The organism is Kineococcus sp. NPDC059986, from assembly GCF_040702905.1.
Lineage (GTDB): Bacteria > Actinomycetota > Actinomycetes > Actinomycetales > Kineococcaceae > Kineococcus.
Map to the genome: position 1 here is coordinate 20572 of NZ_JBFBND010000040.1, position 20506 is coordinate 41077.

The following is a 20506-nucleotide window of genomic DNA, read 5'->3' on the forward strand; positions in this document are numbered from 1 at the left end:
GGTTCCGGTGACGGCGTCCGGGTGGGTCGACTTGTCCCGTCCGGTGCGGGCGGGGATGCCCGTCTACCCCGGCGACCCGGAGTTCTCGGCGCGCCCGCACCCCGTGGAGGGTTGTGGTCCCTGCCGCGTCACGGCCCTGTCGCTGGGGACCCACACGGGCACCCACGTCGACGCCCCGGCCCACGTCGTCCCGGACGGTCCGACCGTCGACGAACTCCCCCTGGAGTTGTTCGCCGGACCGGCCGTCGTGCTGGACGTGCGGGGGTTCCCGGCGGTGGGCCCGGACCTGCTGGGCGCGGCGGCCGGGGCCCGGATCGTGCTGCTGCGCACCGGGTGGGACGAGCAGGCGGGAACCCCGGCGGAGTTCGAGCACCCCCACCTGACGCCCGCGGCGGCGCGGTTCCTGCGGTCGTCCGGCGTGCGGACCGTCGGGATCGACGCGGCGAGCGTCGACGGCCCCGGAACCCTGGCGGCGCACCGGGTCCTGCTCGGCGACCGGGCCGACCCGGGTGTCGTCGTGGAGAACCTGCGCGGGCTGGGAGAACTGCCGGGACGGGTGGAGTTCGCGGCGTTCGCGTGGGCGCTGACGCGTGGGGACGGGTCGCCGGTGCGCGCCGTCGCCCGCGCGCTGGCGTAGGTCAGCGCGAGCGGACGGCCCGGTTCGGCGTGTGGGTCGGCAGCGTCATCTTCGGACCGCGCCGCGGGCGGGAGGCTCCGGCGAACTCCAGCAGTCGTTGCACCCGGAACCGGTGGCCCCGGTAGCACTCGACGACCTCGGCGCAGCCGGCGTCGTCGAGGACCTCACCGGTCAGCGCCCACGAGACGTTCTTGGCGACGTGGTAGTCCCCGAAGCTGAACGCGTCGGCGTGGCCGTGGGCGCGCTGGCGGACCTCCGCCGACGTCCACACCCCCACCCCGGGCAGCGAGCGCAGCGCGCGGTCGGCCTCGTCGGGCGTCATGGCGAGGGTGCGTTCGAGACCGGCCGCGCGGGGGGCGGCGAGGATCGTCACCCGCCGGCGGCGCAGTTCGACCCCGGCCTGCAGCCACTCCCAGGACGGGACCCGCAGCCACTGCTCGGGGCTCGGCGGCAGCAGCAGCCCCGCGGGTCCCGGGGCCGGTTCGCCGAAGCGGTGCACGAGCCGGCGCCAGGCCGCGAAGGCCTCGACGCCCGTCACGACCTGTTCGAGCGCCGAGGCCGACAACGCCTCGAAGACCGCGCGGGTCCGGCCGACGCGCCAGTGCGGGTGCGCCCGCCACGACTCCACGAGGACGGTGTGCTCGGGCCGGGGCACGAACTCCTCCCACGTGTCGTCGGCCGCGCCGAGCAGGTCGGGGACACCGGCCAGGGCCCACTCCGTCCCCGGGCCCCAGGCCTCGGCGTGCACGCTGGCGTCGGCCGGGCGGGCCCGCACGCGCAGGACGACGGGACCGGTCGGGGTGCGGGTGGCGCGCCAGACGGACCCGTCGGCGTCCTGCCGGTAGGTGGGGTCTCCCCCGCCGCGGCGCAGGGGGCGCAGCATCGCGGTCACGGGGACGGGCCGGCCGGGCACCCAGCGCAGCTCCCCGTCCGGCGTCATGCCTCCACGGTAAGCGGCGGGGCCGGCTGCTCCGGTCGGCGCGCGGGGGCCCGGGTGGCCAGGTAGGACCCGGCGAGGACGAGCGCGAACCCTCCGATGGTGGTAGCGGTGATCCGCTCTCCGAGGACGACCGCGCCGGCCACGACGGCGACGACCGGGTTGACGTAGACGATGGCCGTCGCGCGCACGGGACCGATCTCGCCGACGAGGGCGAAGAGCAGCAGGAAGGCACCTGCCGTGCAGACGACGGCGAGGGCCGCGACGGACGCGAGGACGCCGGCCGACGGCACCGCGGCGGGGAGCCCCGGCCCCAGCGCGACGACGGGGACGTAGACGAGGGCGGACAGCACGAGGCTCGCCAGCACGACGGCCGCCCCGGGCAGGTCGCCGAGGTGGCGGGCCAGGACGGCGGGGCCGACGGCGTACCCGACGACGACGACGGCGAGTTCGGCGACGGCCCCGAACTGCCCGGGGTGCAGGTCGAACCCGACGAGCGTCGCGACGCCGAGGGTCCCGAGGGCCAGCCCGGTCCAGCCGGCGGCGCCGAGGCGTTCGGCCCGGCGGGAGGCGAGGGCCACGAGCACGCCGACGACGGGGACCGCCGAGATGACGACGGCCGTCGTCGAGCTGGGCAGGTCGTGCTCGGCCCGGGCCAGGAACAGCCACGGGCCGACGATCTCGAACCCCGTGTAGACGGCGACGGCCTTCCACCGGCGGGCGAGGGCGGGCAGGGCCGCGCGCACCTCCCGCCGGGCGAGGGCGTAGGGCGCGAGCACGACGGCCGCGAGCGCCGTGCGGGCCAGCACGAGGGTGGACGGGGCGAGCTCCTCGCCGGCGATCTTGATGAGCAGGTAGGGGATGCCCCAGGCGAGGCCGAGGGCGGCGAAGAGCAGGGCGGCGCGGCGGTTCACCTCCCGATCGTCTCCCTCCGTCGACCGTTCAGTCCAGCTAGAGTTTCGTCATGGGTCTCGACAGCGAGGACTTCACGATCGACCTGCGGCGGCTGCGCCTGCTGCGCGAGGTCGACCGCCGCGGCACGGTCGCCGCGACCGCCGCCGCCCTGCACCTCACCCCGTCGGCCGTGTCGCAGCAGCTCGCAGGCCTGGCGCGCGACCTCGACGTCCCACTGCTGGAGCGGCAGGGCCGCGGGGTGCGGCTCACGGGCCAGGCGCGCGTCCTGCTCGGCCACGCCGACGCCGTCGCGGCGCAGCTGGAACGGGCCCGCGCCGACCTGCTGGCCTTCGACGCGGGCCTCGTCGGGGAGGTGCGGGTGGGGACCATGGCGAGCGCCGTGTACGCCGTCGTGGGCCCGGCGCTGCGGACCCTGCGCGCCGAGCGTCCCGGCGTCCGCGTGCTGGTGCGCGAACGCGAACCCGTCGACGCGGTCGCGGGGCTCGACGCCGGCGACCTCGACATCGTCGTGACGGTCGACCACCCGGCCGGTCCGCGCCGCGACGACGCCCGCTACGACCGCGTCGACCTGCTCACCGACGTCCTCGACGCCCTCCTGCCCGTCGACCACCCGCTCGCGGACCGCGCCGAGGTGGACCTGGCCGAGCTGGCCCACGAGGAGTGGGTCGCCGCCGCGACCGACGACGCGTGCGCGCAGATCACGACCGGGGCCTGCGCCGCAGCGGGTTTCGCGCCCGACGTCCGGCACCACACGTACGAGTTCGACGCGCTCGCGGCCCTCGTCGCGGCCGGTGCGGGGGTCGCGCTCGTCCCGCGCCTGGCGCACCCCCTGCGACCGGCCGGGCTGCGGGTGGTCCCGCTGTCGGGCCGGCCGCCGGCCCGGTCGATCTACGCCGCCACCCGCGCGGGGCGGGGGACGGACGCCCCGACGGCCGCGGTGCTCGAGGCGTTCCGGCGGGTGGCGGCGCAGCGGCCGGACGGGGTGACGTGAGGGTCCCTCCGGTCAACCGGCGAAGGCGGCCGCGACGGTCGCCGTGTCCTCGTGGAGGTGCAGGCGGGTGATCCGGCCTCCGGTGACCGTCAGGCGCAGAGCGACCCCGGTGCGGAAGGGGCGCCCGGTGGGCGCGGCGACGTGCTCGAAGGTGGCGAACACGGCCGCCTCGACACCATCCGCGAGCACGGCGTCGACGGTGACGACGCTGCGTCCCGGCACGAGCGCCGACCACAGTTGGCGGAAGTAGGCGGGCACCTCGGAGGCCCGCGACCGCACGCCCACCCAGGGCGTCGCGCGCGGATCTCCCGGCACGAACCAGTCGACCTCGTCAGCGAAGAACTCCCCCAGCCCGTCCGCGTCCTGCGTCGCGAGGCACTGCAGGAACGCGCCCGTGACGGCGGCCGTGCAGGTGGTGGCGGTGTCGTCGGTCGTCATGGCACTCCTCCGGATCCTCGCCGTCTGCGCGGCGACAAGTTCTGTAGTGATCGATACAGAACGGTACCACTTCTGTAGCGACCGTTATAGAATGCGGAGGTGGGACGACCTCGCCGCTTCGACCGGGACGCCGCTCTGGACCAGGCCCTGCAGCTGTTCTGGGAGCAGGGGTACGACGCCACGTCCATCGCCGACCTCACCCGCGCGCTCGGCATCTCGGCGCCGAGCCTGTACGCGGCCTTCGGCGACAAGCGGGCACTCTTCGACGAAGCGGTCGCGCGCTACGAGGCGAGTCCGCGATCGGTGACGACGGCCGGCACCGCGGGCCGCACGCCGCGCGAGGTCCTCGGGGCGATGCTCGACGTCGCCGTGCGCGAGTACGTCGACGAGGACCACCCGCGCGGCTGCCTGGTCAACAGCTCCCCCGAGCTCGCGGACCGACGGGCCGCCAACCGGGCCGCCACCGCAGCCCACGTGGCACAGGTGACGGGCGTCGCGGCCGACCCGGACCCCGGACGCGACCCCGCGACCCTCGCCGCCTTCGCCCACGCCCTGCTCATCGGGCTCTCCTCCTCCGCGCGCGACGGCGCCGACGGCGCCCAGCTCGCCCGGATCGCCGAGCTGGCACTGCGTGCCGTGCCGGAGTGAGGTGCCGGAGTCTCGTACCGGAGTCTCGTGCCGGAGTCACCGTCGGGCGGTCGGCTCAGCGTGGGCGACGGGGTCGCGACGGAGCGATCCTCAGCTCCCCGTTCGCGCTGCGCCGCACGAAGTTCGCCAGAGCGTGGTCCCGCAACGCGACGTCGCCGAGCAGGTGGGCGGCCGCGGCGACCTCGAGCCCCAGGACCGCGCGGAGGGTGATCGCCCGGTCGAGGACGTCCGCGTCCACGAGCTCGGCGACGGCGCCCGCATCGAAGAACGCGACCAGTCCGGCGACGTCGACGGCGGGATCCGCGACGCAGGCGTGGTCGAGGTCGACGACCCCGGCCGGTCTCCCGTCGCGCCACAGCACGTTGTGCGGCCCGAGGTCACCGTGGCAGAGCACCGGCTGGACCCGACCCTCGAGGGCGAGGGCCGCGTCGGCGGCCCGGGTCGCCGCGGTCGCCGCCGACCGCGGCAGCAGGGGCGCGAGGTCCTCCTCGACGACGCCCCGCCAGCCCGTCCCGCCGCACCACGCCCGGTGCGGTGGGAGGCCGGCGACGAGCGCCTCGTCCGTCCGGGCCAGTGACCGCAGCAGCCGGCCGAACACCGTGGCGGTGCGGGAGCCCCAGGCCAGGTCCGGGGCGACGGCCCCGGGCAACCGCTCGAGCAGGGGCGCCGACCAGGTCGGCCCCGCGACGACCGTGGGGGCGAGGAGCCGCGGGACCGGCCACGGCAGGGCGACGGCGGCGACGAGGGTGTGGGACACCAGTTCCCACCGGGCCCGCTCCTCGTGCCCGGGACCGACGGCGACGCGCAGGACCCGGTCGTCCCCGAGGAGCACCGGGTGGAAGGCCCCGTGCGTCAGTCGGCTCGTGGCCCAGCCCTGCCCGGGCCACCGCTGGTCCGCCCACGAGCGCAGCGCGGCCTGGGTCGGCGGCCGGTCGCCTCCGCCGTCAGCCATCAACCGTCCCCGCGCACCGTCGCGAAGAGCAGGAGGTCACGCCGCCGTCCACCGATCTCCTGGTGGCTGCGCAGCAACCCCTCGCGGCGGTAACCCGCCCGCTCGGCCGTCCGGATCGACGCCGCGTTCCACGGTTCGACCCGCAGCTCGACGCGGTGGGCCCCGGGAACCGTCCAGGCGAAGGAGGTCAGCGCCGTGAGGGCGGCCGCCGCGACACCCCGCCCGCGCGCCGAGGCCGCCACGGCGTAGCCGACGGAGAGCCGCCCCTGGTCCAGGTCGCGGACCCACAACCCGATCTGCCCCAGGGCCTCGTCGCTGTCCCGGTCGGCGACGGCGAACGCGTACCCCACCCCCTCCGCCCACCGTCCGCGCTGGCGCCGCACCCACGCCAGCGCCTGCTCCGCGTCGGCGTGGGCCGGGAGGGATCCGGTGAGGGGGACGTACGGGTCGCGCGCGAGCTCGACGGCCATCGCGACGTCGCCGTCGCGGAACGGGCGCAGCACGACCGGCCCGGCCGGCAGGCGCTCGGGGACGGGCGGGAGGTCGGGTCGCGCGGGCTGGTCGGCGGGCACGGCTCCATGGTCGACCACGCCCTCGGCGAACACGCGCCCCACGGTCTTGACACTGCAAGCGTGTAATCCGGTAATTGCAGCATGAGCGACACCGACGACATCGCCGCCTGGTTCACGGGCCGGCTTCCGCAGGACTGGTTCGAGGCCGCCCCCGCGGTCTCCGTCGACCGCGAGGAGATCGTGGTCACCGGGCGACTCGCCCGCCCCACCGACGTGCCCGCCGAGGGCGGGGCCGCCGCCGCCCGCCGCGGCGAGGCCGGCCGCATCGCCCGCTTCCGCGAGGAGACCCGCGGGGCCCGCATGCGCATCGCCGACGAGGCCGAGACCCTCTTCGGCCGCAAGGTCGCCTGGGGCGCGGCGTGCGGGGACACCGAGGAGCTCTTCACCCACCTCGCGACCCCCGTCATGACCCGTCTGCGCCAGCCGCAGCGACAGGTGCTCGACACCCTCGTCGACGCCGGGGTGGCGCGGACCCGGTCCGAGGCGCTCGCCTGGTGCGTGCGGCTCGTCGGGCAGCACCAGCAGGAGTGGATCGAGCAGCTGCGCGACGCCCTCGCCGGGGTGCGCGAAGCCCGGGCCGCCGGACCCGTCTGACGGTCCCGGCGCCGGCCGGGGTTCTGCCTCGTTGCCTCCCCGCGGTCGATCACCGGCCGCGGTGGGCCGACGAGGCCACCCCGCCGCCGCCGCGCAGGAACCGCCCCCGCGGGATCGCGGGCTTCAGCCGCGGGCGGGGACGAGCCCGTGCAGGTGGCAGGCGGCGACGTGACCCGCCCCCACCCCCACGCCCTGCAGCGCGGGGTCGACGGTCGCGCAGGGGTCGAACGCCTGCGGGCAGCGCGTCCGGAACCGGCACCCCGACGGCACCCGCGCGGCCGACGGCACGTCGCCGGACAGCACGATCCGCTCGCGGCGACGTTCCAGCGCGGGCGACGGGACGGGCACGGCGGACAGCAGCGCCTGGGTGTAGGGGTGCTGCGGGTCGTCCGACAGTTCCGCCGCGGAGGCGACCTCGACGACCCGGCCGAGGTACATGACGGCGATCCGGTCGGCGAGGTGCCGCACGGCCGCGAGGTCGTGGGAGACGAACAGCAACGTCAGACCCAGCCGCCGCTGCAACGAGCGGAGCAGGTTCAGCACCTGCGCCTGCACGCTCACGTCGAGGGAGGCGATCGCCTCGTCGCACACGACGAAGTCGGGTTCCCCGGCCAGGGCCCGGGCGATCCCGACGCGCTGGCGCTGACCACCGGAGAACTCGTGCGGGTACCGGGACGCCACGGCGGGGTCGAGGCCGACGAGGTCGAGGAGTTCGGCGACGCGGGCCGTGCGGGCCGCGGTCCCGGGGTGCAACCCGTGGACCTGCAGCGGTTCGGCGACCGTCTGCCCGACCGTCATCCGGGGGTCCAGGCTCGCGTACGGGTCCTGGAACACCATGACGGCCCGGCGCCGCAACGCCCGCAGGTCGCGCTTCGACAACCCGGTCACGTCGGTCCCGTCGAACTCCACCGACCCGCCCGTGGGTTCCACGAGACGCAGCAGGGCGTTGCCGAGGGTCGACTTCCCGCAGCCGGACTCCCCCACCAACCCGAGGACCTCGCCGCGCCGCACGTCGAGGTCGACGCCGTCGACGGCGCGCACCGCCCCCGTCCTCCGGCGCCGCAACCCGCTCGAGCGCACCGGGAAGTGCACCTGCAGGTCGCGTGCCCGCACCAGCACGTCGTCGTTCGTCGTCGTGCTCACGAACCCTCCAACCCGTAGAACGTCGCCGCGCGGTGCGTGCCGGAACCCCCGACGGGCACCAGCGGCGGTTGCTCGGTGGCGCAGCGCGCGTCGCCGCGGACGGGGCAGCGCGGGTGGAACACGCAGCCGCGCGGCAGGTCCGTCGGCGGTGGTGGTGTCCCGGGGATCGCGACGAGGTCCTCGGCGGGGGCCGTCAGCGACGGCAGCGATCCCAGCAGCCCCCGCGTGTAGGGGTGCGCCGGCGCCTCGAACACCTCGTCCACACCGCCGTCCTCGACGCAGCGCCCGCCGTACATGACGAGCACCCGGTCCGCGGTCCCGGCCACGACCCCGAGGTCGTGGGAGATCCACACGACGCCCGTCCCGTGCTCGGACTGCAACCGTGCGACGAGGTCGAGGATCTGCGCCTGGACGGTGACGTCGAGGGCCGTCGTCGCCTCGTCGGCGACGAGCAGCCGCGGGTTCCCGGCCAGCGCGATCGCGATGACGACGCGCTGGCGCATCCCGCCGGACAACTCGTGCGGGTACCGGTCGAGGACCCCACACGGGTCGGGCAGACCGACGTCGGCGAGGAGTTCGGCGGCCCGTTCCCGCGCCGCCCTCTTCGACGGCACGAGCCGGTGCGCGAGCAACCCCTCCCCCACCTGCCGCCCGATCGGCAGCACGGGGTTCAGGGACGTCATCGGGTCCTGGAACACCATGCCGATCCCGTTGCCGCGCACCTCGCGCAGCGCGGACTCCGAGGCGCCCACGAGTTCGCGCCCGTCGAACCGGGCCGAGCCGGTGACCCGGGCGTGGCCGGGCAGCAGGCCCAGCAGGGCCATGACGGACACGCTCTTGCCGCTGCCGGACTCCCCCACGATCGCGACGGTCTCCCCGGCGTCGACGGTGTAGTCGAGCCCGTTGACGACGTGGGCGACGCCGTGCGGGGTGTCGAGTTCGACCCGCAGGTCGCGGACCTCCAGGACGCTCATCGCACTCCCCTCCTGCGACGGCCGGCGAGGTGTCGCCGGCCGGCCTGCAACGCACTGCGCTGCTGCGGGTCCAGGACGTCGCGCAACCCGTCGCCCAGCAGGTTGAACGCCAGGACGAGCAGCACGATCGCCAACCCGGGGAACACGGCCATCCACCAGGCGATGTCGATGTACCCGCGTCCCTCGGACAGCATCCGGCCCCAGCTCGGGTCCGGCGGCTGGGTGCCCAGCCCGACGAACGACAGGGCGGCCTCGGCGAGCACGGCGAACGCCAGGCTCACCGACGTCTGCACGATGACCGGCGGCGCCGCGTTGGGCAGCACGTGCCGGAACAGCAACCGCAGGTCCGAGGCCCCGACGGACCGGGACGCCCGGACGTAGACCGTCTCGCGCACCCCCAGCACGGCCGAGCGCGTCACCCGCGCGAAGACGGGCGTGTAGGTGATGCCGATGGCGATCATCGCGTTCGTCGTCCCCGGCCCCAGGACCGCGATGACGGCGATGGCCAGCAGCATCGCCGGGAACGCGAACAGGACGTCCATGAGACGCATGAGGAGGGTGTCGACCCACCGGCCGTAGAACCCCGCGAACAACCCCACGAGGACACCGGCGACGAGGGAGAACCCGACCGCGACGGCCCCGACCTGCAGGGACACCCGCGCCCCGAGCACGACCCGGGACAGGACGTCCCGGCCGAGGTCGTCGGTGCCGAACCAGTGCGCCCCGCTGGGGGCCTGCAACCGCTGGGTGACGTCCACCTCGTTGGCCCCCGAGGGCGCGATCTGCCGGTCGAACACGGCCACGACCACGACGACGACGAGCACCAGCGCGGCGAGCAGCGACGGCGGGGAGGACAGCAGCAACCGCAGACCGTCGGTGAACCGCCGTTCGCGGGGCCGCACGCTCACGGGAGCCCGGTCGGCGGTGGGGGCGCTCACGCGCTGATCCTCGGGTCGAGCACGGAGTACAGCAGGTCCACCACCAGGTTCAGCACGAGGAACACGAGGGCGAAGAGCAGCACGGCCCCCTGCAGGACGGGGTAGTCACGGGCCTGCACCGACTGCAGCGCGAGCTGCCCGAGGCCCGGCCACGCGAACACGATCTCCACCACGACGACTCCCGACAGCAGGTACGCCAACTGGACCCCGGTGACGGTCACGAGCGGCAGCAACGCGTTGCGCAGCACGTGCCAGTTGAGGACGGCGCGGGCGCCGAGCCCCTTGGCCCGGGCCGTGCGGACGTGCTCGGCCGACAGGGCCTCCAGGACGCTGGACCGGGTGAACCGCGTCAGGACGCTGCCCGAGACCAGGCCCGTCGTCACGGCCGGCAGGACGAGGGACCGCAACCAGCCGACGGGGTCCTCGGTCAGCGGGACGTACCCCCCGGCGGGGAACCAGCCGAGGGTTCCGGCGAACACGAGGATGAGCATGATGCCCATCCAGAACTCCGGCACCGAGATGCCGATCTGGGACAGCACCGTCCCCGCCCCGTCGAGCACCGACCGGGGGCGCAGGGCCGAGGCGGTGCCCAGCGGGACGGCGATGAGCAGTGCGACGAGGATCGAGGCCGCCGCCAGGGACGCGGTGGCGGGCAGGCGTTCCAGGATGAGCAGCGTCACCGGGTCACCGGAGCGGAAGCTCACCCCGAGGTCGCCGGTGAGGGCGTGCCCGAACCACGAGAAGTACTGCGCCACGAGCGGCTGGTCGAGCCCGGCGCGTGCGCGCAGCGCGTCGTACGTGCCCTGGTCGAACCGGGTCCCCAGCGCGAGGCGGACGGGGTCGCCGGGGACGAGGTGGACCAGCGCGAACGTCGCGATGCTGACCCCGACGAGGACGACGAGCGCCTGCAGCGTGCGCCGGACGGCCAGACCCGTCACGAGTCGCCCCGCGTCGGCAACGCCAGGGTGCCGAAGTCCACCGCCTTGTCGACCCGCACCTCGTACCCCGTGATGCCCTTCTTCCAGACCTGCACGGCGTCGGGGTTGTAGAGGAACAGGTACGACACGTCGTCCACGATCTGCTTCGCGGCCTGCTCGTAGAGCGTCTTGCGCGCGGCCTTGTCGGGTTCGACGGCGGCACGGTCCAGCAACCCGTCCGTCACGGGGTTGGAGTACTTCTGGTAGTTGTTCGCCCCGCCCGTGCGGTGCTGATCCTCGTAGAAGTCGGCCGGGTCGATGTTCCCGAGCCACCCGAGCATGAACGCGTCGAAGTCCCCGCGGCCCTCCCGGTCCAGCCAGGTGGCGAAGTCCTCGGTCTGGATGTCGACCTTCACGCCGAGGGGTTCGAGCTGACTCGCGATGACCTGCGCCGCGGTGACGGTCTCGGGGTAGTCGGAGGTGACCATCAGCCCCATCGTCACCGGGGTGCTCACCCCGGCCTGCTGCAGCAACCGCTTGGCCTCGTCGAGGTCCCGGCGGAAGGGCGCGTAGTCGTAGTACCACTCGCTGCCCTGCGGGATGGCCGTCTGGTTGGCCCGCGCGGTGCCGAACTTCGCGGCCTCGGTGACGGCCTCGCGGTCGACCGCGAACGCGATGGCCCGCCGGACCTCCACCCGGTCGAAGGGCGCCTTGGCGCAGTTCATCGCCAGGTACCAGTAGTCGACGCTGGCGACCTCGCCGAGGTCGACCGACTCGTCGTCCTTGAACGAGGCGACCCGTTGCGGCGGCACGTTGTCCGTCCACTGCACCTGGTCCGTCGTGAGCGCCGTCAGCGCCGCGGCCGGTTCGGGCAGGAACTGGAACGTCACCCCGCCGAGCTTCGGCGCCCGCGACCAGTAGTCGTCGAACCGCTTGAGCGAGATCTCGCTCGCCGAGGACCCCTGCAGCGAGAAGGGTCCGGTGCCGTTGGCCTTCGTCGCCAGGGTCTTCTCGTCGACGTCCTTGGACAGGATCGCCATGCCCTTGAAACCGCCGATGCGCGACAGCAGGTTCGGTGTCGGGCGCTTCAGCGTGATGACGACGGTCCGGTCGTCGGGGGCCGTGACGTCGGCGACGGTCGCGAACCGCGCCGCGTTCGCCAACTTCTGGTCGATGATGCGCTTGTAGGAGAAGACGACGTCGGCGGCGGTGAACGGCGTCCCGTCGTGGAACGTCACACCGTCCACCAGGCGGAAGGTCCAGGTCAGCCCGTCGGCGCTCGTCTCCCACTGCGTGGCCAGCGAGGGTTCCATCTCCAGCGTCTTCCCGTTCGGGACGACGAGGGTGTCGTAGACGTTCTCGAGGACCTGGAAGCTGGCGTAGGCCGTCGTCTTGTGCGGGTCGAGCTGGTCGGGCTCGGCGCTGATCGCGGCGACGAACGCCCCGCCACCGGCCGGTCCCGCGGCGTTCCCGTCCCCGGTGTCGACGCGTTCACCGACGCTGCACCCGGCGGTCGTGGCGATGAGCGGGGACGCGGCCAGGGCGGCCAGGAGGGCTCTGCGGCGCATGTTCGATCACCTAGGGGGGCTCGGGGTCAGGACGCGTGCCGGCGCCACACCCTGCCGAGAAGTGGCCCCGAACACCAATCCAGAACCGCCCACGGCGGGTCTTCGTGATCAGATCGGAACCTGACGGGGTGCCGTCAGCGCTCCTCGCGCGCGGCCTTCGCACGGGCCACCAGCTCCGCGCGGTGCCCCGCGAGCGCCGCGAACGCGAGCACGAGGTCGGAGGCGGTGAGCAGCACGCGGGACCCCAGGACGACGACGGCGGCACCCCCCGAACCCGTCACCAGGGCCACGACGGCGCCCAGCACGAGTTCGCGCGCCCCGGCGCCGGCGGGGGCGAGCACGACGAGGAACCCCACCATCCAGGCCAGCGCGTACCCCCCGACGGCGAGCGCCAGCGTCGAGCCCGTCGACCAGTCGGCGCCGACGGCGCGGGCCAGCACGAACACCTGCAGCCCCACCGCGACCCAGGAGGCCAGCGCCCAGCCGGCGGAGGCGAGCAGCCCGCGCAGCGTGATGCGGTGCTCCAGCGGTTCCTGGCGGGCCACCCGCAGCAGGACGCGCAGCAGCGGGTTGATGACCTGCGGGACGAGGAGGACGAGCAGCAGCGGCGTCGCCCACCGCAGCCAGCCGGTCCACTCCCAGCCGGCGATGTCGCGGCCCCGCAGGGCGAGGGGCAGCACGCCCGTGACCAGCAGGGACGCCGTCGTCATCGACACCAGCAGCGCGACGGCGAGGGCGGACCCGGTGCGGCGCCGGGGAACCCCGTGGTCCCGGGCCAGCTCGGCCTGGGCCACGAACTGGAAGACCGTGCCCGGGATGTACCGGCCGAGCTGGCCGACGAAGAACACCCGTGCCGCCGCACCCGCGGGCAGCGGCGAGCCGAGGTCGGCCAGGACGGCCCGCCACGACGCCCCCGACAGGGTGACGTTGGCCAGCGACAGCACGAAGGCGAGCAGCACCGCCCACGCGTCGAGCCGCGACCACGCGTCGGCGATCGCGGCCCGGTCGCGCACGACGTAGACGACGGCGAGGCCGAGCGCGACGACGAGGAACCCGACCCGCAGGACGGGTGAGCGCAGGACGCCCAGGAGTCTGGTCAGCACGCCTCAGCGCCGCACGAAGGTGAGCAGCACGAACGTGTAGTCCAGTCCGGTCCGCTTCCAGTGCACGGGACGCTCGGGGTGGGCCAGCACGTCGTCCGTCAGCTCGCCGACGAGGTCGAGCCCGACCCGCGCGGCGAGCGCGACGAGGTCGCGCAGGTCCGCCGGGGAGAAGATCTTCACGGGCGCGCCGTAGGCCGTGACCCCCGTGGTGTCCGGCGGGTCCTGGTCGTAGTCGGTCGACAGCGCCAGGACGCCACCGGGACGCAGGATGCGGGCCGTCTCGGTGAGGAACCCGGCGATGGGGACGCCGTGCTCGATGACGGACATGCAGGTCACGGCGTCGAGCGAGCCGTCGGGCAGGCCGGTGTCGGTGACGTCGCCGCGGCGGAACTCGACCCCGTCGCGGTGGACGGTCGCGCCGAACTCGAGGTTGATGCCGGCGAGGTCGCCGCGCCGGCTGCCCAGGCCGTACAGGCGCAGCCACGGCAGGACCGGTGAGTACCGGGCCGACCCGGCGTCCAGGACGCGGGCCGTGCGGGAGCCGTCGTCGGCGAGCGTCAGGACGGCCGCGACGGCGCCGAGGGCGTCCCAGTTCTTCGGGGAGTCCGGGTGCGCGGGCAGGTGCAGCCGCTTGGTCTGCGCGACGGCGTCGGCGACCTCCGCGGCGTCGTGCAGGACCCCCGTGCGCGGGACGCCCGAGGGCACCGGACGCGCGGCGGGGGCGGCGGTGAGCCGGCGCGCGGCCAGCTGCTCGCCGACGCGGCGCTGGACGCCGACCCGGGTCCACAGGGCGTGCTCGGCGCCGCGCTTGGCGACGGCCAGGGCCTTGCCGCCGGGCGGGGCCGCGGCCGCGCCCCCCTGGGCGGCTTCGTCGACGGCGCCGAGGTAGGCGTCCCACGGGACCTCGAGGTCGGGGTCCTGCACGTTGTCCCGCAACGTCTTCAGCCCACCGTCGGCGAAGCGCAGCATGCCCTCGGCCAGGGCCGCGGCGCTGCCCGGCTCGACGAGGACCCCGTCGACGCCGTCGCGCACCTGGGCCGGGAAGGACCCGACGCGGGTCGCGAGGACGGGCAGGCCGTGGGCGAAGGCCAGCAGCGCGTTCTGCGACGCCGTCCCCGAGCGGTACGGCAGGACGACGGCGTCGTGGGTGGCCATGAGCTCGGGGATGGCGGCCGCGGGGACGTACCCCTCGCGCAGCTCGACGTGCCCGCGCATCCCGGGCCCCGTCGCCAGCTCCCGGACCCGCCGGCCCGCGGCGCCCCACAGCTCACCGGCGATCGTGAGCCGCGCGTCGAAGCCGCGCTGGTGCACCTCGCGCAGCGCCTCCAGCAGCAGGTCCAGACCCTTGTACTCGCGGACCACGCCGAGGCTCAGCAACCGGACACCGCCGTCGCGGGGCACCCGGGACCCGGCCTCGCCGGACAGCTTCGCGCCGCCGGGCAGGTGCGGGGGCAGGTCGGCCGTGACGACGCGGCGGGCGCCGTGCGCGTGGGCCAGCGCCGCCTGGTCGTCGGAGTGCACGACCACGCCGTCGACGGCGGCGAACAACCGGGACACGAGCAGCTCGTCGCCCGGGTTCGTTTCGTGCGGCAGGACGTTGTGGGCGACGACGACGGTGCGGGCGCTGGAGTGCGCCGCGCGCATCGCGGCGAGGACCGTCAGCAGCGCGGGGACCTGCAGCGGCACGACGTGGGCGATGACGACGAGGTCGGCCTGCGCGATGCGCCGTCCCGTGCGCCACCACGACGCCGGCGAGGACCAGGACAACGGCCGCAGGGTCGGGCTGAACTCCGGGACCTCGGGGGCACCGTCGGGCAGGCGGACCTGTCCCGGGTACAGCAGCTCGGGGTAGAGCCGGGCCCAGGAGACGAGCTTGACGTCGTCCCCGTCACGGGCGAGGTGCCGGGCCAGCTCGGTCGTGTGGACGGCGATGCCGCCCTTGCTCGGGTGCGCGGGACCGAGGACGACGACCCGGTGCGGACCGGCGGCGGTCGCGTCGGGGCTCACGCGCTGTCCCGCGAGCGCACGACGAGGTCGGCGAGCAGCGCGACCGCGCCGATGAGGAGCCCGGAGACGAGCAGCAGGACGGTGTTGGCCGGGAAGTAGAAGGCGTGCCGGAACATGTCGGTGATCCCCTTGACGAACCCGAGGCCGAAGAGGAAGAGCGCCACCGGCATGAGCACGCGCAGCGGCTCGAAGTACATGATCATCCGCAGCACCTGGAGGATGTACCGGTAGGCGTCCTTGGTGAAGTGGAACTTCGACTTCCCCGCGCGCTTGGCGTAGCTCGTCGGCACGAACTTGATGTCGTGCTGGTTGCACAGGAACGACAGCGTGATCGTCGTGACGCAGGAGAACCCGGCCGGCAGCAGCCGCAGGTAGGGCAGGGACACCTCGCGGCGGAACGCGCGCAGACCCGAGTTCAGGTCCGGGATCCGTTCGCGGGCGAGGACTTCGGCGACCTTGCGGATGACGAACTTGGCGGGCACGCGCAGCGCCTTGTGCGAGCCCTCCTCCGTCGTGCGCGCACCGACGACCTGGTCGTAGGAGTCGTCCTCGAGCAGCACCCTGATGAGCTCGGGGATGCGCTCGTTCTCGTAGGACATGTCGGCGTCGGTCCACACGACGATCTCGCCGCGGGCCATCTGGGTCCCGATGCGGCGGACCGTCCCCGAACCGCCGTTGCGGCGGAAGGCGACGACGCGCAGGTGCGGGTACTCGTGCTCGACGGAGCGCAGGACCTTCAGCGTGTCGTCGGTCGAGCAGTCGTCGACCGCGAGCAACTCGTACGGCATGCCGTCGTCGTCCATCGCCTTGGTGATGCGCTGGACCTCCAGCAGGACGTGTGCCTCCTCGTTGTAGCAGGGCAGCACGATCGTGGCGACGGGCGCCGGTCCGCTCAGGGGCTGGACCTCATCTTCGACAGGCATGGCGGGGTGAGCTTACCTACGAACGGGGCGGTTCCCGGGACGCCGACGCGGGGCGGCACGATGTGCCCGTGAGCCACCACGGGTCCTCCGCAGAACCCGCGCGGGACCGCGCCGCCGAGCGCGCGCGGTCCTTCGGCGCCGTCGCCGACGTCTACGACCGCGCCCGCCCCAGCTACCCCGACGAGGCGCTCGACTGGCTGCTGCCGGCCGCGCCCCTCGACGGTGCCGCGGACCGACCGTTGCGGGTGGTCGACCTCGGGGCCGGCACGGGGAAGCTGACGCGGTCGCTGCGGGCGCGCGGCCTCGACGTCGTCGCCGTCGAACCCACCCCGGGCATGCGCGAGACGTTCCGCCGCGTCCTGCCGGACGTGGAGGTGCTCGACGGCACCGGCGAGTCGATCCCGCTGCCCGACGGCAGCGTCGACGCCGTGCTCATGGCGCAGGCGTGGCACTGGGTCGACCCCGACACCGCCGCCCCCGAGGTCGCCCGCGTGCTGCGCCCCGGCGGCCGCCTGGGCCTGCTGTGGAACGTGCGCGACGCCGGCGTGGAGTGGATCGCGCGCCTGGACCGGCTGCTGCCCGGCCCCGGCGAGGAGCAGCTCGGCAGCCTCGCCCCCCGCGTCGGCCCGCCGTTCGGGCCCGTCGAGCGGTACGACGTCCGCTGGTCCGACCCCGTGAGCGTGGAGTCGCTGCTGGACCTGACGCGCTCGCGCAGCTGGGTCATCGCGCTGGAGGACGAGCGCCGCGAGGAGGTGCTCGCCGACGTGCGCGCGCAGGCGCAGGAGCGGTTGCGGCGCGTGGGCCGGCTGGAGCTGGAGTACGTCACCCGCTGCTCGCGGGCCACGCTGCCCGCCTGACCCGCACCCCGATCGGGCACACCGCGGGGGGACACCCACGGCGAAAACCCGTGGGTCGCCGGGAGCCGCGCGTCCACGATGGGCCCCGTGTCCCGCATCGTCCCCGCCACCCCGGCCGACGCCCCCGCCGTCGCGGACGTCTTCCTCGCCGCCCGCGCGACGATGACCTACCTGCCCGACCTGCACACCGACGCCGAGACCCGCGCGTTCGTGGCCCACGTCGTCCTCGCCCACCAGGACGTGCACCTGGCCCGCGCCGACGACGGCACCCTGCTGGGGTTCGCGGCCGTCGACGGGGACTGGCTGGAGCACCTCTACGTCGCGCCCACCGCGTGGAGCCGGGGCGTCGGGACCGCACTGCTCGGGCACGTCCTGGCCGGACGCGAGAGCGAGCTGCGCCTGCACGTGTTCCAGCGCAACACCGGCGCCCGCCGGTTCTACGAGCGGCACGGCTTCGAGCTCGTCACCACCGGCGACGGCAGCGGGAACGAGGAGCGCGAGCCCGACGCGACCTACCGCCACCCGCCGTCCCCGCCCTCACCCTGAGTCACCGCGGGGCGGCCGCCGGGGGGACTCGTTGACGCGACAGGCTCATAGGTTCGGCGCGATGCGTCAACGATCCCCCCACGGCGACCGCCGGCGGTGACGGAGGGTGAGGGTCAGGGGGTGGGTTCGGGGGCGGTGCCCGTGACCAGGCGGATGTCGACCCGCTGCACGCCCTCGGGGCGGTGCGTCAGGACCCGTTCGTCCTCGGTCGTCCGGCGGCTCACGACGACGCGGGGATCCTGCACCCCGAGGCGCTGGAGCACCTCGACGGGGTCGGTGTCCCCGCCGGCGGCGACGAGGACGGGGGTGCCCCCGGCCTGGCGGATCCGCGCGGCCTCGCGCTGGACGGCCGCGCTGAGCGTCGCCCAGTACTCCGTCGTCCCGGCCCGCCCCTGGCTGGTGGGCACGACGAGGGAGGCCGTCGGGACGTCGCACGTCCCGCGCAGCACCTGCGGCCACTCGTTGCGCGCGCGGGGGTCGACGGCCAGGGCCACGTCACCGGGCGCGAAGCTCGCGCAGGCGCGGGCGACGGCGGCGGGCTCGCCCACCTCGGTCCGCTGGGTCGCGACGGGCAGGGTGCCCCAGACGGCGGGGCCCACGAGCAGGACGACGGCGATCGCGACCCGCACCCCCGTCGACCGCTGGCCCGCGTACCGCACGACGACCCACCGGCAGGCGGCCACCGCGAGCACGACGACGGCGGGCAGCACGACGACGACGAACCGGCGGTCGGCCCACGGGTGGTCGGGGGTGATGCCGGGGCGGTAGAGCGTCAGCAGCGTCGAGCCGAGGGCCACGACGTACGGCGCGGTCCACGCCGGCAGTCCGGCCCCCTCCCGGCCCGCCCCCTGGACGGCGCGCACGACCCGCGGCAGCGCGACGACGGCCGCGGCCCCCGCGAGGGCGACCGCGGGCCAGCCGAGGTACCAGGCGATCCAGTTGATCGAGTGCTCCGCGTACGTCCGGCCGCCGTCGACCGGGAGTCCCTGCGCCAGCTGCAGGGCCGCGACGAGCTTGCTGCCGGAGTCCTGCGGGTCCTGGCGCACGACGAGCCACAGCGGTCGGCTCGCCAGGACGACCAGCACGACGCCGAGGGCGGCGGCCAGGAGCGTCGGCAGCCGCTCGCTCGTGAGCCACGCCTGCCGGGCGAGGGTCCCGCGCCGGGCCAGCCGGACGACGACGACGCTGACGGCGGTGAGCAGCACGAGGCCCGCGACCAGCGGCAGCAGCGACCCCGAGATCGTCCCCAGGTAGGGCCGCGACGTCAGCAGCGCGGCGGCCACGGCGAGCAGGGACGCGACCGTCGTCCCGGCCAGCAGCGCTCGGGCGCCGGGGTGCCGCACGACGACGAGGACGGCGAGGACGGGCACCAGGACCGCCACCTCGCGCAGGAAGTCGATGCGCACGAACCCGCAGGCGCCGAGCAGCAGCCCGGCCCCGCCGCCGAGACGTGCGGCCGTGCGGCCCGTCGCGGGCAGCAGCGCGACGAGCAGCGTCGCGGCGCCGAAGAGGACGAGGAGGGCGGGCGGTTCGGAGTACGTGGAGCGGTCGGCGTGCAGGACGGGCTGGGCGATCGCCAGGGTCGCCGCGGCCAGCGGCGCCCAGCGCGGGCCGACGACGCGGGCCGTGAACCCGGCGACCGCGAGGATCCCGAACGCGCCGAGGACGGCCGGGACGACGAACATCCCCGTCCACCCCCCGGCCCACTCCCCCAGCGAGTACAGCGCCGGGGCGCCCAGCAGGAACTGCGGCACCACGTGGTCGCCCACCTGGTAGAACGCCGGCGAGGCCAGCGAGACGTTCGGGTCGGCGAGCGCCGCGGCCCCGCCGAGGGCGGCCACGGACGCGTCGACGGGGAGACCGTGGTGGGTCGCGAGCTGGTGGGCGTACAGCGCCATCGACCCCGCGTCGCGGCGCAGCACGACGTGCTCGGCGTGGGTGAGGGCGGCCCACACCCCCGCGGCGAGCGCGATCGCGGCGCTGCCGCCGGCGGACCACCACCCGGCCGCGACCGCGGGGACGCCCCACGCCAGCCGGCCGGCCAGGACGGCCACGACGAGCCCGACCGGGACCGCGACGGCCGGCGTCCACAGGTCGAGCAGCACCAGCGGGACCGCGACGACCGTGAGCGCCCCGACAGCGGCCGCCAGGACGACGGGGACCCGCGTCAGAAGGGTTCCTGCGGCGGTCGACCCGGTGCTGCTCACGCCGCGAGAACCTACCGGCAGACTCACCCCGTGATCGTCCCCCCGATCGTCGTCGTGACGGACGTGGCGGCCCCGCCGCAGGTGCTGCACGACCTCGTCCTCGACGTCGACGTGCACGCGGACTCCGTGCGCGGCAGCCGGGAACGGGCGACGACGAGCACCGGTCGCCGCACGCTGGCCGAGGGCGAGGAGGTGACGTTCCGTGCGTGGCACCTCGGGGTGCGGTGGACGATGACGAGCCGCGTCACGGCGGTCGAGCGTCCGCACCGCGTCGTCGACGAGCAGGTCCGCGGCCCGTTCCGCCGCCTGCACCACGAGCACCTGTTCACGGCCCGACCGGGCGGGACGCGGATGACGGATCGGATGCAGGTGGAGCTGCCGGGCGGGCCGCTGGGCGCCCTCGCCGTGCGGCTGGTGGCCGAGCCGTACCTGCGCCGGCTGCTGCGGCGGCGGGCCGCGCACCTGCGCGCGGTGGCCGAACGGGTCACCCCGCCGCGTCCCTGACCCCGGCCTTCGGCGGGAGGGATCGTCGTCACGTCGGGCTCGTCCCAGGAGCCCGACGCAGGAGCACCCCGTGGTCCAGCCAGTCGAGGACCAGCGGGCCGGTCGATCCCGTCCCGTACTCGGGCCGTTCCAGGT

General features: G+C 75.1%; 21 protein-coding genes. 7 read left to right on the forward strand and 14 right to left on the reverse strand.

What is annotated here, in order from left to right; translation table 11 throughout:
* The first annotated feature begins 7 nt into the window (after positions 1–7).
* Positions 8–637 carry a cyclase family protein gene (locus AB0637_RS21440; protein WP_366174721.1) on the forward strand — a complete coding sequence of 210 codons (630 nt, stop codon included), beginning with the start codon at positions 8–10 and terminating at the stop codon, positions 635–637.
* Between the two features lies 1 nt (position 638).
* Here AB0637_RS21440 and AB0637_RS21445 read toward each other — a convergent pair whose 3' ends face one another.
* Together AB0637_RS21445 and AB0637_RS21450 are read right to left on the reverse strand one after the other, a co-directional pair.
* Positions 639–1577, reverse strand: coding sequence for a DNA-3-methyladenine glycosylase 2 family protein (locus AB0637_RS21445; RefSeq protein ID WP_366174722.1), 939 nt, complete (start codon positions 1575–1577; stop codon positions 639–641).
* Positions 1574–2488, reverse strand: a complete 915-nt coding sequence (locus tag AB0637_RS21450) for a DMT family transporter (protein ID WP_366174723.1) — start codon at positions 2486–2488, stop codon at positions 1574–1576. Before AB0637_RS21450 ends, AB0637_RS21445 begins: the two co-directional genes overlap by 4 nt.
* A 50-nt stretch (positions 2489–2538) precedes the next feature.
* On the opposite strand from AB0637_RS21450, the gene AB0637_RS21455 reads away from it, so the two are divergent.
* Positions 2539–3480 carry a LysR family transcriptional regulator gene (locus tag AB0637_RS21455; protein WP_366174724.1) on the forward strand — a complete coding sequence of 314 codons (942 nt, stop codon included), beginning with the start codon at positions 2539–2541 and terminating at the stop codon, positions 3478–3480.
* A 12-nt stretch (positions 3481–3492) separates the two neighbouring features.
* On the opposite strand, the gene AB0637_RS21460 is transcribed toward AB0637_RS21455, so the two are convergent.
* On the reverse strand, positions 3493–3918 hold the full coding sequence (locus tag AB0637_RS21460) for a nuclear transport factor 2 family protein (RefSeq protein WP_366174725.1): 426 nt from the start codon (positions 3916–3918) through the stop codon (positions 3493–3495).
* 99 nt (positions 3919–4017) lie between these two features.
* Here AB0637_RS21460 and AB0637_RS21465 point away from each other — a divergent pair, with 99 nt between their 5' ends.
* Positions 4018–4566 carry a TetR/AcrR family transcriptional regulator gene (locus tag AB0637_RS21465; protein ID WP_366174726.1) on the forward strand — a complete coding sequence of 183 codons (549 nt, stop codon included), beginning with the start codon at positions 4018–4020 and terminating at the stop codon, positions 4564–4566.
* A gap of 55 nt (positions 4567–4621) precedes the next feature.
* Here AB0637_RS21465 and AB0637_RS21470 read toward each other — a convergent pair whose 3' ends face one another.
* Together AB0637_RS21470 and AB0637_RS21475 are read right to left on the reverse strand one after the other, a co-directional pair.
* On the reverse strand, positions 4622–5518 hold the full coding sequence (locus AB0637_RS21470; RefSeq protein WP_366174727.1) for an aminoglycoside phosphotransferase family protein: 897 nt from the start codon (positions 5516–5518) through the stop codon (positions 4622–4624).
* A complete protein-coding gene (locus AB0637_RS21475; RefSeq protein ID WP_366174728.1) occupies positions 5518–6090 on the reverse strand; it encodes a GNAT family protein in 573 nt (190 codons plus the stop codon). The genes AB0637_RS21470 and AB0637_RS21475 overlap by 1 nt, the downstream gene beginning before the upstream one ends.
* Positions 6091–6171: 81 nt before the next feature.
* Between AB0637_RS21475 and AB0637_RS21480 the strand changes: the two genes are divergently transcribed.
* Positions 6172–6684 (forward strand): hypothetical protein, encoded by a 513-nt coding sequence (locus tag AB0637_RS21480; protein ID WP_366174729.1) that lies wholly within the window; start codon positions 6172–6174, stop codon positions 6682–6684.
* Between the two features lie 123 nt (positions 6685–6807).
* On the opposite strand, the gene AB0637_RS21485 is transcribed toward AB0637_RS21480, so the two are convergent.
* From AB0637_RS21485 to AB0637_RS21520, 8 genes are all read right to left on the reverse strand, one after another.
* Positions 6808–7827: an ABC transporter ATP-binding protein gene (locus AB0637_RS21485; protein WP_366174730.1), complete on the reverse strand. Its 1020-nt coding sequence runs from the start codon at positions 7825–7827 to the stop codon at positions 6808–6810.
* A complete protein-coding gene (locus AB0637_RS21490) occupies positions 7824–8801 on the reverse strand; it encodes an ABC transporter ATP-binding protein (protein ID WP_366174731.1) in 978 nt (325 codons plus the stop codon). Before AB0637_RS21490 ends, AB0637_RS21485 begins: the two co-directional genes overlap by 4 nt.
* On the reverse strand, positions 8798–9670 hold the full coding sequence (locus AB0637_RS21495) for an ABC transporter permease (protein WP_366174743.1): 873 nt from the start codon (positions 9668–9670) through the stop codon (positions 8798–8800). Before AB0637_RS21495 ends, AB0637_RS21490 begins: the two co-directional genes overlap by 4 nt.
* A gap of 65 nt (positions 9671–9735) precedes the next feature.
* Entirely contained in the window at positions 9736–10677 is a 942-nt protein-coding gene (locus AB0637_RS21500) for an ABC transporter permease (protein WP_366174732.1), read from the reverse strand.
* Positions 10674–12224: an ABC transporter substrate-binding protein gene (locus AB0637_RS21505; protein WP_366174733.1), complete on the reverse strand. Its 1551-nt coding sequence runs from the start codon at positions 12222–12224 to the stop codon at positions 10674–10676. Before AB0637_RS21505 ends, AB0637_RS21500 begins: the two co-directional genes overlap by 4 nt.
* A gap of 134 nt (positions 12225–12358) precedes the next feature.
* The gene (locus AB0637_RS21510) at positions 12359–13327 is read right to left on the reverse strand and encodes a lysylphosphatidylglycerol synthase domain-containing protein (RefSeq protein WP_366174734.1); all 969 of its coding nucleotides are present in this window, start codon (positions 13325–13327) and stop codon (positions 12359–12361) included.
* A 3-nt stretch (positions 13328–13330) separates the two neighbouring features.
* Positions 13331–15334: a glycosyltransferase gene (locus AB0637_RS21515; protein WP_366174735.1), complete on the reverse strand. Its 2004-nt coding sequence runs from the start codon at positions 15332–15334 to the stop codon at positions 13331–13333.
* Entirely contained in the window at positions 15331–16257 is a 927-nt protein-coding gene (locus tag AB0637_RS21520; RefSeq protein WP_366174736.1) for a glycosyltransferase family 2 protein, read from the reverse strand. Before AB0637_RS21520 ends, AB0637_RS21515 begins: the two co-directional genes overlap by 4 nt.
* 68 nt (positions 16258–16325) lie before the next feature.
* Here AB0637_RS21520 and AB0637_RS21525 point away from each other — a divergent pair, with 68 nt between their 5' ends.
* Both AB0637_RS21525 and AB0637_RS21530 read left to right on the forward strand, forming a co-directional pair.
* Positions 16326–17114, forward strand: a complete 789-nt coding sequence (locus AB0637_RS21525; protein ID WP_366174737.1) for a class I SAM-dependent methyltransferase — start codon at positions 16326–16328, stop codon at positions 17112–17114.
* Between the two features lie 78 nt (positions 17115–17192).
* Positions 17193–17660: a GNAT family N-acetyltransferase gene (locus AB0637_RS21530; RefSeq protein WP_366174738.1), complete on the forward strand. Its 468-nt coding sequence runs from the start codon at positions 17193–17195 to the stop codon at positions 17658–17660.
* 113 nt (positions 17661–17773) lie between these two features.
* Here the strand turns inward: AB0637_RS21530 and AB0637_RS21535 are convergent, their stop codons facing one another.
* The gene (locus tag AB0637_RS21535; RefSeq protein WP_366174739.1) at positions 17774–19867 is read right to left on the reverse strand and encodes a hypothetical protein; all 2094 of its coding nucleotides are present in this window, start codon (positions 19865–19867) and stop codon (positions 17774–17776) included.
* 30 nt (positions 19868–19897) lie between these two features.
* Between AB0637_RS21535 and AB0637_RS21540 the strand changes: the two genes are divergently transcribed.
* Positions 19898–20371: an SRPBCC family protein gene (locus tag AB0637_RS21540; RefSeq protein WP_366174740.1), complete on the forward strand. Its 474-nt coding sequence runs from the start codon at positions 19898–19900 to the stop codon at positions 20369–20371.
* Positions 20372–20506: the final 135 nt, after the last annotated feature.